Below are 13201 nucleotides of genomic sequence, written 5' to 3' on the forward strand. Positions count from 1 at the left end.
TCGTATAGCGTGTCGGTCTTGCAGGGCCGGTGGATGGCCCGGAGTGAATAACTATGCGCATACTGATTGTCGAAGACGAACCCAAGGCAGGCGACTACCTGCGCAAGGGCCTGAGCGAATCCGGTTTCGTGGTGGACCTGGCGCGCGATGGCGTGGACGGCCTGGCCCACGCACGCGGGCAGGAGTACGACCTCATCGTGCTGGATGTGATGCTGCCTGGCATGGATGGCTGGCAGGTGCTCCAGGAACTGCGGCGCGAGCGCGATACGCCGGTCCTGTTCCTCACCGCGCGCGATGCGCTATCCGACCGGCTCAAGGGCCTGGAGTTGGGCGCCGATGACTATATGGTCAAGCCCTTCGCCTTCGCCGAGCTGGTCATGCGCATCCGCACCATCCTGCGGCGCGGCCCGTTGCGCGAAAGCGAGCTGATCGAAGTGGCGGACCTGCAGATCGATACCGTCAAGCGCCGCGTCACGCGCAACGGCCAGAAGCTGGAACTGACCTCCAAGGAGTTCGCGCTGCTGCAACTGCTGGCGCGCCGCAGCGGCGAAGTACTGTCGCGTTCGCTGATTGCCTCCCATGTCTGGGACATGAATTTCGACAGCAATACCAATGTGGTCGATGTCTCCATCCGCCGGCTGCGCGCCAAGGTCGACGACCCCTTTCCCGCCAAGCTGATCCACACGCGCCGGGGCATGGGCTACGTGCTGGAAGAGGAAGCCCGGTGATCCGGGCCATGTCAGGGTCCGCCTCGTGATCCGCGCCGTACTGCGCCTGCCGGCATCGCTTACGGCACGGCTGGCGCTGGCCTACGGCGCCGCCACCGTGGCGATCCTGGTGGCCGTTGGCACCTACCTGGCAAGCGCGCTTGCTGCCCAGTTGCAGGATCGCGACGAGAGCGAACTGGTCAGCGAAGTGCTGCTGGTGCGCCATCTGCTGCGCGAAGTGGGCTCGGAGGCAGAGATCCGCGCCGACACGCATCGCTTCGCCGATCTCGCGCTGGGCCATGAAGGATTGATCCTGCTGGTGCGCGGCAGCGGCGGCGAGCCGCTGGTCACCCTGAACCCGCGCCATGAGCCGGTGCCGGCATTGCCAGTGCTGCCCGCGGCCACACCACCCGACAAATCCCAACTGCATACCTGGTATCCCCGCAACGGTGTCGCCTCGCGCGGCATCTCCGCGTTGGGGCAGTTGGGGGATTCCGAGCGCGCGGTCGAGATCGTGGTGCTGCGTGATGCCGGCTACCGCGTGGCGCTGATGAAGGCCTACCAGACGCAGATGCTGTGGGCAACGCTATGCGGCGCGGCGGTCGCTGCGGGGCTGGGATACCTGCTGGCCAGGCGCGGCCTGCGCCCGCTCAGGCGCATGGCGCAGGACGCTTCGGCCGTTACCATGAGCCGGCTCGCCACGCGGCTCGATGCCGGCCAGGCGCCCACCGAGCTGCGCGCGCTTGTCGCCGCGCTGAACGACATGCTGGCACGCCTGGAAGACGGCTTTCATCGACTCTCCGAATTCTCTGCCGACCTGGCGCACGATTTTCGCACGCCCATCAGCAACCTGATTGGCCAGACCCAGGTCACGCTGGGCCATAGCCGCCCGGTGCAGGAGTACGAGAGCCTGCTGGAATCCAACCTGGAAGAATACGAACGGCTGGCCCGCATGATCGAGAACATGCTGTTCCTTGCACGCGCGGACCATGCCCAGGTGGCCATGAAGGTGCGAGAGCTGGACGCGCGCGCGGAGCTGGACAAGGTTGCCGAGTACTACGAGGCCGTGGCGGCGGACCGAGACATCAAGGTGCAACTTGCCGGCCAGGGCGCCGTGCGCGCTGACCAGACGCTGCTGCGGCGCGCGGTGACCAACCTCGTCGACAACGCCTTGCGCCACGCGCCCGCCGGCAGCGCCGTGGACATCCGGGTCGTGGCGGACGCCGCCGCTACCCGGATCCAGGTGAGCAACGGTGGCGCCGGCATTGCCGCCGAGGCGCTGCCGCACGTGTTCGGGCGTTTCTACAGAGGCGACCCCGCGCGCAGCAATTCGGCGGGCTCGACCGGGCTAGGGCTGGCCATCGTGGATACGATCATGCGGCTGCATGGCGGCAGCGTGAGCATGCGCAGCCGGGCCGGCGAGACGGTGGCGGAGCTGATGTTTCCGATGCAACATGCCCGGTCCGCGGCAGACTCGACAAGCAGGGGTTAAGAACCGTACGCTTCCGCAGCCTGATCGGCATCTTCGATACACAACGATGCGATCTGCCACCGCTCATCGATAATTAGCCACAGCTCAAAAAAATTACATTGGCTAACGATCTCTCCATTTCTCTTGAATGAGGCGGAGCCAAAGACAGTGGCCCAACCCTTGCGCTCTTGAATATCGATAATTGATTCTCTAAACTCTACCCCTTTGGATTTCTTTGTCGGATATTTGGCTCGACTTCGTTCGATAAATGATACCTGTTCGGATTTGGAGATAAGCTTGTCACCTCTTTTAATGAAAAAGGTAGGTGCCTCCAAATATGATAGCCAGTCCACCTCGCCGTTTAGATAGGCATCAATCCAAACCTCCCTTATTTGATTCAGTAAATATCTTTTATTCATGCTGTAACAACAAATCAAGTTGTTCCGAAATGTCGGACAGCTTTCGATCCAACAAGCGCTGCGCATCTAGTACACCTTCATTGTACGCATGGGATCGCACCAGTTTGTACAATTTCTCCCCGAACGGAACAACTTCCATATTCCCTACCGAGATTCCTAATTCACTCTTCAGTAAGTCACGGACTTCTGAGGAGAACTTAATCAAATCAAATTTATCGATATTCATAATATCTCCTAAAATGTGTGGAATTTGAATATTACCGAACCGTGCACGATTGGCAATCGATTTGTATGATCCGCTTGTCAGGCCAAGCCCGCGGTCGATGAGCGCGGGTGGTTCAAGCCGGCGCACCAAGCCCTTGCGCATCAAGCGCGTTGGCGTCGCAAGCTCGGCAAGAATCGGTGCCCGGCAAAGAATATAGATTCCAAGCGCCGGCAGGATTCGGAAAATTCAGATTTTCATTTTGCCACGCCGTTGGCCCGCGAACCCCGGCTCTCGCATATCGCATTTTCAGAGGCGCGCACGCTGGCCGTGGCGATGTGCAGTCGCTTGGCGACAATGCCACCGCGGCCGGGCGTGCAATGAACCGCAAGATGGAAATCGTGCTGGCGCCGCCGGGCATCGGGTTGCACTGATGCGCAGCGGTGCTTGATGGCAGGAGCGGCGTGCCGCTCCTGCTGTCGCCAGGGTTAGCCGTTGGGCAATGCCGGTGGCACCGTCAAGCCGCCAGCCAGGCGTCCGCTACCTGCGTCATCTTCAACGCCAGCCTCCTCCTTGTCGCGCCGATGCGCCAGCCGGTACAGCACTGGCAGCACCAGCAAGGTCAGCGCGGTGGAAGACAGGATGCCCCCAATCACCACCGTGGCCAGCGGACGCTGTACCTCGGCCCCGGTCCCGGTGGCGATCGCCATCGGGATAAAGCCCAGCGATGCCACCAGCGCGGTCATCAGCACCGGGCGCAGCCGGGTCAGCGCGCCGGTGTGGATGGCTTCATCGAGCAGCTTGCCTTCTTCGCGCAGGCTGCGGATGAAGGACAGCATCACCAGTCCGTTGAGCACCGCCACGCCGGACAACGCGATAAAGCCCACCGCCGCCGAGATCGACAGCGGAATGCCCCGCAGCCACAGCGCCAGGATGCCGCCAGTGAGCGCAAAGGGGATGCCGGTAAAGACCAGCAGGCCATCGCGCGCGTTGCCGAACATGGCGAACAGCAGCACGAACACCATCAGCAGTGCCACCGGCACCACGATCTGCAGCCGCGTGGTGGCCGATTGCAATTGCTCGAAGGTGCCACCCCAGGTGACCCAGTAGCCCGCCGGGATCTTGACCTGACGATCCAGCGACGCCATCGCCTCGGGCACGAAGGTGCCCACGTCGCGCCCGCGCACATTGGCGCTGACCACGATGCGGCGCTTGCCGTTCTCGCGCGAGACCTGGTTGGGGCCGGGGGCCAGCGTGAGCGTGGCCACTTCGCCCAGCGGGATATAGCTGGCGGTTGCCGTACTTCCCTTCGGCAAGGGAATCGGCAGCCGGCGCAGCGCCTCCACATCGCCACGGATGCCTTCCGGCAGGCGTACGCCGATATTGAAGCGGCGGTCGCCCTGGAAGAAGATGCCGGCGTCCCTGCCGCCCACGGCAATGGCCACGGTGTCCTGCACGTCGATCATGTTGAGGCCGTAGCGGGCTGCGCGGGCGCGGTCCACGTCTACCGTCAGCATCGGCAGGCCGCTGGTCTGCTCGACCTTGACCTCGGTTGCGCCGGGGACGGCCCGCAGCACGGTGGCGACCTTTTGCGCGGTGTCCTCCAGCACGGCGTTGTCGTCACCGAAGATCTTGACGGCCACGTCGCTGCGCACCCCGGAGATCAGCTCGTTGAAGCGCAGCTGGATCGGCTGCGAGAACTCGTACTTGTTGCCGGGGATGGTTGCCAGTTCGGCCTCCATCTCCGCCAGCAGTTGCTCGCGCGTTTTTGATGGGTCGGGCCACTTTGTCCGTGGCCTGAGCATGATGTAGCCATCCGAGGCGTTGGGCGGCATCGGGTCCGAGGCGATCTCGGCGGTGCCGGTGCGGGCGAAGACGCGCTCGATTTCGGGGAATTTCTCCTTGAGGCGCGTCTCGATCTGCTGCTGCATGGCGAGCGACTGGGTGAGGCTGGTGCCGGGAATGCGCAGCGCCTGCACGGCGAAATCCCCTTCGTTCAGGTTGGGGATGAACTCGCTGCCCAGCCGCGTCGCCACCAGGCCGCTCAACAGCACCGCGACTGCGGCAAGGGTCAGCACCACCGGTGTGTTGGCGATGGTCTTGCCGAGCATGGGCGCGTAGGCGCGCTTGGCCCACAGCATCAGGCGGTTTTCCTTCTCGCCGACCTTGTCGCCGATGAACAGCGCCACGGCCGCCGGCACGAAGGTCACCGACAGGATCATTGCGCCGAACAGCGCCAGCACCACGGTCATTGCCATGGGGTGGAACATCTTGCCCTCCACGCCGGTCAGCGCAAAGATGGGGATGTACACGATCATGATGATGAGCTGGCCGAAGATCAGCGGGCGGCGCGCTTCCCGCGAGGCCGCAAAAACTTCGTGGAAGCGCTCGCCGCGGGTGAGCGGGCGGCCGTGCTGTTGCTGGGCATGGGCGAGGCGCCGCACGCAGTTCTCCACGATCACCACCGCGCCGTCGATGATGATGCCGAAGTCCAGCGCGCCCAGGCTCATCAGGTTGGCGCTGATCTTGTACGTCACCATGCCGGTGAACGTAAACAGCATGGACAGCGGGATGACCAGCGCGGTGATGATGGCGGCGCGCAGGTTGCCGAGGAACAGGAAGAGGATCACGATCACCAGGATCGCGCCCTCGACCAGGTTCTTCTTGACGGTGGCGATGGCGCGGTCCACCAGCACGGTGCGGTCATACACGGTGACGGCCTTGACGCCGGCCGGCAGCGAGCGGTTGATGGCGGCCATGCGCTGGTCCACCGCTTGCGACACGGCACGGCTGTTCTCGCCGATCAGCATGAAGACGGTGCCCAGCACCACTTCGCGCCCGTTGTCGGTGGCCGCGCCGGTACGCAGTTCGCGGCCGATGCCCACGTCCGCCAGGTCGCGGATGCGGATGGGCTGGCCCTGCGCGCTACCCACGATGATCTCGCGGATATCGTCGACGGACCTGACCTGCCCCGGCGCGCGCACCAGGTATTGCTCGCCGCGCCGCTCGATATAGCCGGCGCCCACGTTGGCGTTGTTCTTCTCCAGCGCCACCACCACGTCCTGCAGGCTCAGGCCGTAGGAGGCCATCCGTTCCGGGCTGGGCGCCACCAGGTACTCCTTGGCGAAGCCGCCGATGGAGTTGATCTCGGTGACGCCGGGCACCGTGCGCAGCTGCGGCTTGATGACCCAGTCCTGGATCTCGCGCAGGTCGGTGGGCGTGTAGGGCGTGCCATCCGCCTTCCTGGCGCCGTCCTCGGCTTCCACCGTCCACAGGTAGATCTCGCCGAGCCCGGTGGAGATCGGGCCCATCTGTGGCGCAACGCCTGTGGGCAGGTTCTGCGCGGCCTCCTGGATGCGCTGGTTGACCAGCTGGCGCGCGAAGTAGATATCGGTGCCGTCCTTGAAGATCACCGTTACCTGCGACAAACCATAGCGCGACAGCGAGCGGGTTTGCTCCAGGCCCGGCAGGCCGGACATCGCGGTCTCGATCGGGTAGGTGACGCGCTGCTCGGTTTCCAGCGGCGAGTAGCCCGGCGCGGAGGTGTTGACCTGCACCTGCACGTTGGTGATGTCGGGCACGGCGTCGATGGGCAGCCGGTTGTAGTTGTAGATGCCGAGCGCCGCCATGGCGGCCACCACCAGCAGCACCAGCCACCGCTGCTCGATGGCAAAGCGGATCAGTCTTTCAAACATGAGGGATTCTCCGCTTAGTGGCTATGTTCGGCGCCGGCTTTGCCAAGCTCGGCCTTGATCACGAAGCTGTTGCCCGCCACGTATTGCATGCCGGCTTTCAGGCCTTCGGTGATCTCCACCAGCTTGCCGTCGCTGCGGCCGGTCTTGACCGGCTGCGCCTGGAAGCCGCCCGGAACGACAGCGAACACCACCTGCTGATCGCCATTGCTTTGCAGGGCTTCGGCCTCGATCGCCACCGGGACCTCGGCGCTGGAGTCGGTCACGCCTACGGTGACGAACAGGCCGGGACGCCAGGCCGCCTTGGGGTTGGGCAGCGTGACGCGGGCGGTGGCGGTGCGCGTTTGCTGGCCCAGCAGCGAGCCGACATACGAGACCGTGCCTTCGGCCTTGCCGTCGAAGGCGGTGGAGGCGATCTTCACCTTCTCGCCAACCCGCACGCGATCCAGGTCCTTGGGCGCGATCACGAACTCGGCCCATACCGTGCTGAGGTCGGAGATGACGAACACGTTGGCGTCGGCCGCCACGGCTTCACCCAACGCCAGGTGCTTCTCGACCACGGTGCCGTCGAAGGGCGCGCGCAGCTCGAAGCGGTTGAGCGACTTGGCGCTGCCTGCGTTGCCGCTGGCGCCGATGGCGGTCAGCTTCTGCGTGGCGTTCTGCGTGGCGATGCGGGCTTCCTGCAGCGCGGCGCGCGCGGCCAGGTAGTCCTGCTCGGCGGAGATCTTGTCCTCCCACAGCTTCTTCTCGCGCTGGAAGGTGGATTCGGCCAGTTCCTGGCGTTTTTGCGCGGCCAGCAGTTCGCTGCGCTGGTCGGACAGCGCGGTGCTGGCCAGCACCGCCAGCAAATCGCCTTTCTTCACCTGCTGCCCCAGGTTGGCGGACACGGCTTCCACCACGCCGGCTACGCGCGGCACCACGTGGGCCGTGCGGTCCTCGTTGAAGCGGATCTCGCCGGGGAAGGATGCCGTGCCCTCGATGTGCGCGGGTCCTGCGGTGCGCAGCGTGAGCCCGGCCGCCTGGACCTGCGCCGGGGTCATCTCGATGTGGCCTTCTTTCTCTTGCGTTTCGTGATGCTCCCCGTCGGTGTGCCGGGCGGCGTCGCCGTGCGCCGCGCTGGCCGGGCTGCCGTGATGCTCGCCGTCGCCGTGGGCCGCGTCTTCGCTATGCGCGCCTGCTGCGTGGGCAGCCTCGGTCGTGGCGTCGGCGCTGCCGCGCCCGGCGAAGATCAGTCCCGCGGCTGCGATGGCGCCGCCCGCCAGGATGATGGCGATGCTCGTTTTCTGCTTGTTGCTGATTGCCATGATGGGGTTCCTTTGGCGCTAGCGGCCAAGAATGCGGTCGATGGTGGTGGCTGCCTGGTAGGCATTGGCGACCACGCCGAGATAGCGGACGCGCGCCTGGAACCAGGTGCGCTGCGCATCGAGCACGTCGAGGAAGTTGAACTTGCCGGCTTCGAAGCCGCGCGTGGCGGCCTCATAGGCCTGCTGGGCAGCCGGTAGCACGGTGCCCTTGAGCGAGTCGGCCGAGGTCCGCGATACGCTCAATTGCCGCGTGGCCTGCTGCAGCGCATTGGCGAGGCGCACCTGCGTGGCGCGGTACTCGTCGGCCGCTTTATCCGCCTGGCGCAGCGCGGCGTAGAGATTGCCCTGGTTGCGGTCGAACAGCGGCAGCGGCAGCGACACGCCCAGCACGGGCATGGTGCCGCGGTCTGAGCCGTTGTCGCGCTTGCTGCCCAGGCTGACGGTCAGGTCGGGATACTGGCGGCTGCGCTCCACGCCGATGATGGCCTGCCTGCGCTCCAGTTCCAGCCGCTGGCTTGCCAGTTCCGGCGCGCTGTCCAGCGCTTGCGCGAGGCTGGCGCCGTCAGGCCGCGCGGGCAGGGTGTCCAGGTTGCCGGCGGCTTCCTGGAAGCGGGCTTCGCTGCTGCCCCAAAGGCCGGCCAGCGACTGGCGTGCCATTGCTAGTGCCGCCTCGGCGTCGGCGACCTCGAGTTCCGCATTGGCCTGCTCCACGCGCGCCTTGCTCTCTTCGAGCGGCGCGATCTTGCCGGCGGCTACGCGGCGGATTGCCGCCTGCGCGCCCTTGGCGGCGATCTCGGCCGAGCCACGCGCCAGCTTGACGCGCTCCTGCGCGATGACCACCGCGAAGAAGCCGCCAACCACGGCCGCGCGCAGGTCGGTGCGCGTCGCGCCCAGTTGCGATTGGGCGAGCTCACGCGCCTTCTGCGCGGCGCCGATGCGCGCGGCGCGCTTGCCGCCAAGCTCGATTGGCAGGTTGACCTGGGTCGTGGTGGTGCGGGTGTCGCGGCGGTTGTCCTCGAATTGCACCGCGACTTCCGGGTTGGGGATGGTGCGGGCCTGCATGATGCCGCCTTCGGCGGCATCGAGCTCATGGCCGGCGGCCGAGAGCGTGAAGCTGCGTTCGGCCGCGAGCGCGAGCGCATCGTCCAGCGTGAGCGTGCCGGCGGGCTCGGGGATCGGTTGCGCCGCTTGCGCGGCGGGCAATGGGGTCGTCGCCGCGTACTGGGCGAACGCGGCAGGGCTGAGCAAAGCTGCCGCCAGCCCGAGCGGCATCACAAGTGTTCTCATCGAATTTCACCGGAAAAAAGCCAGGGAAGTTCGGCGAGACGAGAGTCTGGAGGTAAAGGGAGTCGTCTCGCCGTTTAGGCGGCGAGCGGCCACTGCGGGCGGTCGGGGGTGGCGCCGGGCGCCGACAGGTAGGACGCGGCTAGCGCCCGGTAGCTGATGGCCACGCCGTGGTGCGAGGCGCTCGTGGCCATGTCCGGCAAGACCAGCTGAGCGCTGGCAAAGTGGCACACGGCGCAGTCCAGGTCGGGCAGCTTGATGTTGTCCTCGCCGTTCTTGCTGTCGTTGCTGTCGTTGCTGCCGTGCTGGCTGAGCTTGCCCTGATGGGCGTGGCTATGGTGGCCGAAGTGCCAGCTGGCGCTGGCCGTGGCGGTGCCGTTGCCCTGCTGCGTGCTCTCGTGATTGCAATACGCCGCAGCCCCGGCCCAGGCGAACTGGAGGGGCAGCATGATGGCGAAAAGCAGGATCAGGAGACGGCGCATGCGGCGGATTATATAGGCAGCAAGCATGACCCTTGCGCGACAATGGCTTAAACCGTGGCGCAATGGTGACCTTAGGCGCCCGCACCGGCCAATGTTGCGGACAGCACTTGACCCTGTAGTCGCTTCAGGGTCTTAAATGGACGGTAAGCAAAAACAAGCAGGGAAAACCGCCATGCCTAGCGCAACGCCAGACCAAGCTTCGCTCCGTGACCCATCTTGCTGCGGTCATGAGCATTCTGATGCACACGAACACGCGCATAAGCACGATCAAGCACACCAGCACAACCATGGCCACGATCACGGCCACCAGCACGGCGATGATCACGGCCACGGCCACCAGCACGCTCAGGCGGCCGGCGCCGCTTGCTGTGGCAGCGCGAGCATGGCGCCTCCAATCGCCGTGGCCGTGCCTGCCGGCGCCGCCGAGGCCAGCTATCGCATCGACGCGATGGATTGCCCCACGGAAGAGACCCTGATCCGCAACAAGCTGGGCAGCATGGCCGGCGTGGCCGCGCTGCAGTTCAACCTGATGCAGCGCGTGCTGACGGTGCACCATACGCTGGACTCCCTGGAGCCGGTGGTGCGGGCCATCGAGAGCCTCGGCATGAAGGCCGAGCCGCTGTCGGAGCAAGCCGCGGCGCTGCCGGCGCAAGCCGCCAAGCCGTGGTGGCCGCTGGCGCTCGCTGGCGTGGCAGCGCTCGGCGCGGAGGCTGTGCAGTGGCTGCAAGTGCCCGGCCAGGACTGGCTGGCGCCCCTGCTGGCGTTGGCGGCTGTGGCAATAGCCGGGCTGGGCGTCTACAAAAAGGGCTGGATTGCGCTGTCCAATGGCAACCTGAACATCAACGCATTGATGAGCATCGCTGTCACCGGCGCCATGCTCATCCGGCAGTGGCCAGAGGCGGCCATGGTGATGGTGCTGTTCGCGCTGGCCGAGCGCATCGAAGCGGCGTCGCTGGACCGTGCCCGCAATGCCGTGCGCGGCCTGATGGCAATGGCGCCGGAGCAGGCCACGGTGCGGCAGCCCGACGGCAGCTGGCTGCCCGTGGAGGCTAGCGCGGTGGCCATCGGCGCCTTGGTGCGCCTGCGCCCTGGCGAACGCGTGGCGCTCGACGGGCGGGTGTTGCGTGGCCAGTCCACGCTGGACCAGGCACCGATCACTGGCGAGAGCGTTCCAGTCGACAAGACCGTCGGCGATGCACTTTTCGCCGGCACCATCAACCAGGCTGGCGAACTGGAGTACGAAGTCACCGCGCCGGCCAGCGGCTCCACGCTGGCGCGCATCATCCACGCGGTAGAGGCGGCGCAGGGCAGCCGCGCGCCCACGCAGCGCTTTGTCGACCGCTTTGCCCGCATCTACACGCCGCTGGTCTTCCTTGGCGCGGTGCTGGTGGCCGTGGTGCCGCCGCTGGTGATCGACGGCGACTGGAGCGCATGGATCTACAAGGCGCTGGTGCTGCTGGTGATTGCCTGCCCGTGCGCGCTGGTGATCTCCACGCCGGTAACGATCGTGAGCGGCCTTGCGGCCGCGGCGCGGCGCGGCATCCTGATCAAGGGTGGTGTCTACCTGGAGCAAGGCAAGGATCTGAAGTGGCTGGCGCTGGACAAGACCGGCACCATCACCCACGGCAAGCCGGCCCAGACCGATTTCCAGCCCCTGGGCGCAACCGCCGCGGCAGGTGCGGCGGCTAGCGATGCGGCGCGCGTGATGGCGGCCAGCCTGGCAGCCCGGTCCGACCATCCGGTGTCGATGGCCGTGGCCAATGCCGCGCGTGCGCACGGCATCGTTGCGCTGGAAGTGCAGGACTTTGCGGCGCTGCCCGGGTACGGTGTCAGCGGCAGCGTGAACGGGCGCAGCTATTACCTGGGGAACCATCGCCTGATCCACGACCGCGGGCTGTGCTCGCCGGAACTGGAAGCTACGCTGGAAGCGCTGGAGCGGCAGGGGAAGACGGTTGTGCTGCTGGGCGCGGATCACGGCGTCGAGGCGCTGTTCGGCGTGGCGGACACGGTCAAGGACAGCAGCCGCGAGGCGGTGGCTGAGCTGCACGCGCTGGGCGTCAAGACGCTGATGCTGTCGGGCGACAATCCGCATACCGCGCAAGCGATCGCAGCGCAGGTGCAGATCGACGAGGCACGCGGCAATCAGTTGCCGCAGGACAAGGCAGACGCCATCGCTGCGCTGAGCGTGAAGGGGGCAGAAGGGGCGCCGGGTAATGGCCGCAGTGGCAGCAGTGGCGGCAATGGCAGCAAGCGCGTCGTGGTGGGCATGGTGGGTGACGGCGTCAATGATGCGCCCGCGCTGGCCCGTGCCGATATCGGTTTCGCCATGGGCGCGGCCGGGACCGATACGGCGATCGAGACCGCCGACGTGGCGCTGATGGATGACGACCTGCGCAAGATCCCCGCCTTTATCCGGCTGTCGCGGCAGACTTCGACGATCCTGAAGCAGAACATTGCCCTGGCGCTTGGCATCAAGGCAATTTTCCTGGCACTCACGGTCATGGGCCTGGGCACCATGTGGATGGCGGTGTTCGCCGATATGGGGGCGAGCTTGCTAGTGGTTTTCAACGGATTGAGGCTGGCGGGGAGGGACCGTAGCTGAACGTTGTCGAGGGTCCGCCAGGACCTTCGACAACGCGGCAATGCCGTTCGAKGGCATTCCCAATGTCACCGCGGTCCGGCTCGACGTCTGCGACGCCGGTGCCATGCAGCGGTTGAGCGACGCTTACGCCGGCCAGATGCCTACGGCTGCAGGATCAGCTCGCCGCTTCTTCCCTCGATCGCGCCCCACGTCACCGGCAGTTGCGGCAGGGCGCTGCGATCGATATGCCGGTAGAGCGTGGCCATCGACACCAGTTCATGCCCCTGCGCGCGCCAGCCATCCAGCAGGCGGTTGAACACCGGCGCAAGCTTGCCGCCCTCGAGTTCGGTGTGCAGGGTGAACACGTGGTCGCGCCCATCTTCGCTCAGGCGCAGCACGGCCTGGTGGACGTTGTCTTCCGTCAGGTCGCCCACGCCGATCAGTTCGTCCAGCGTCGGCAGCGTGGTTGGCATTTGCACGTGGCGGCATGCCACACCGTTGACCGTGGGGATATACGGACCGGTGCCGCGTCCGTCGGACGCGTACACCATGCCCCAGTCGTCGATCTGGCGGAAGGCCTCATCGTTCATTTGCCAACCGGCCGCGCCATGGGTGGGCGGCGCTTCGCCGAAAATCTCGACGTAGCGCTCGAACGCACTCTGCATCTGGCGCCGGGTCCAGGCCGCATCGCGCTCGCGCACGTTGTCCTGCCAGTAGACGTGATCCCAGGTGTGGATGCCGCACTCGTGTCCTGCCGCACGCGCCGCGCGCATCTCGGCCGCGCCCTTGCGGCCGATATCGGGACCGGGCAGCAGCACGCCGTACATCAGCGTGCGCAAGCCATAGTTCGACACCACCGAGGTACGCGACACCTTCTTCAGGAAGCCGGGACGGAACACGCGCCGCAGCGCCCAGCCGGTATGGTCGGGGCCGAGACTGAACAGAAAGGTGGCCTCGGCCCGCACGCGGGCCAGCATGGCGAGCAGCGCCGGCACGCCTTCGCGGGTGCCGCGCAGCGTGTCGACGTCGACCTTCAGGGCGATACGGGCCATCGGGTGC

The 13201-nt window shown here is 66.1% G+C and carries 10 protein-coding genes; 3 read left to right on the forward strand and 7 right to left on the reverse strand.

Going from position 1 to position 13201, the window contains the following annotated elements:
* Positions 1-53 precede the first annotated feature (53 nt).
* Positions 54-728 (forward strand): heavy metal response regulator transcription factor, encoded by a 675-nt coding sequence (locus tag AB4061_RS22630; protein WP_441637712.1) that lies wholly within the window; start codon positions 54-56, stop codon positions 726-728.
* 25 nt (positions 729-753) lie between these two features.
* On the forward strand, positions 754-2199 hold the full coding sequence (locus tag AB4061_RS22635; RefSeq protein WP_441637714.1) for a heavy metal sensor histidine kinase: 1446 nt from the start codon (positions 754-756) through the stop codon (positions 2197-2199).
* Here AB4061_RS22635 and AB4061_RS22640 read toward each other — a convergent pair.
* The 6 genes from AB4061_RS22640 to czcI all read right to left on the reverse strand — a co-directional run bounded on the left by AB4061_RS22640 (position 2196) and on the right by czcI (position 9561).
* Positions 2196-2597, reverse strand: a complete 402-nt coding sequence (locus tag AB4061_RS22640; protein ID WP_441637715.1) for a hypothetical protein — start codon at positions 2595-2597, stop codon at positions 2196-2198. The two genes, AB4061_RS22635 and AB4061_RS22640, sit on opposite strands and share 4 nt — an antisense overlap.
* The gene (locus AB4061_RS22645) at positions 2590-2964 is read right to left on the reverse strand and encodes a DUF2164 family protein (RefSeq protein ID WP_441637717.1); all 375 of its coding nucleotides are present in this window, start codon (positions 2962-2964) and stop codon (positions 2590-2592) included. Before AB4061_RS22645 ends, AB4061_RS22640 begins: the two co-directional genes overlap by 8 nt.
* A 323-nt stretch (positions 2965-3287) precedes the next feature.
* Positions 3288-6494 (reverse strand): CusA/CzcA family heavy metal efflux RND transporter, encoded by a 3207-nt coding sequence (locus AB4061_RS22650; protein ID WP_441637719.1) that lies wholly within the window; start codon positions 6492-6494, stop codon positions 3288-3290.
* Between the two features lie 14 nt (positions 6495-6508).
* Complete coding sequence (locus AB4061_RS22655) at positions 6509-7795, reverse strand: efflux RND transporter periplasmic adaptor subunit (protein WP_441637721.1); 1287 nt, start codon at positions 7793-7795, stop codon at positions 6509-6511.
* An 18-nt stretch (positions 7796-7813) separates the two neighbouring features.
* Positions 7814-9082: a TolC family protein gene (locus AB4061_RS22660; protein ID WP_441637723.1), complete on the reverse strand. Its 1269-nt coding sequence runs from the start codon at positions 9080-9082 to the stop codon at positions 7814-7816.
* 74 nt (positions 9083-9156) lie between these two features.
* Positions 9157-9561, reverse strand: coding sequence for a cation efflux protein, CzcI family (gene czcI / locus AB4061_RS22665; protein ID WP_441637725.1), 405 nt, complete (start codon positions 9559-9561; stop codon positions 9157-9159).
* A gap of 172 nt (positions 9562-9733) precedes the next feature.
* On the opposite strand from czcI, the gene AB4061_RS22670 reads away from it, so the two are divergent.
* The gene (locus AB4061_RS22670) at positions 9734-12163 is read left to right on the forward strand and encodes a heavy metal translocating P-type ATPase (RefSeq protein ID WP_441637727.1); all 2430 of its coding nucleotides are present in this window, start codon (positions 9734-9736) and stop codon (positions 12161-12163) included.
* Between the two features lie 140 nt (positions 12164-12303).
* Here AB4061_RS22670 and AB4061_RS22675 read toward each other — a convergent pair whose 3' ends face one another.
* The gene (locus AB4061_RS22675; RefSeq protein ID WP_441637729.1) at positions 12304-13194 is read right to left on the reverse strand and encodes a polysaccharide deacetylase family protein; all 891 of its coding nucleotides are present in this window, start codon (positions 13192-13194) and stop codon (positions 12304-12306) included.
* Positions 13195-13201: the final 7 nt, after the last annotated feature.

Origin of the sequence: Cupriavidus sp. YAF13 (genome assembly GCF_052113425.1) — a bacterium.
Taxonomy (GTDB): domain Bacteria; phylum Pseudomonadota; class Gammaproteobacteria; order Burkholderiales; family Burkholderiaceae; genus Cupriavidus.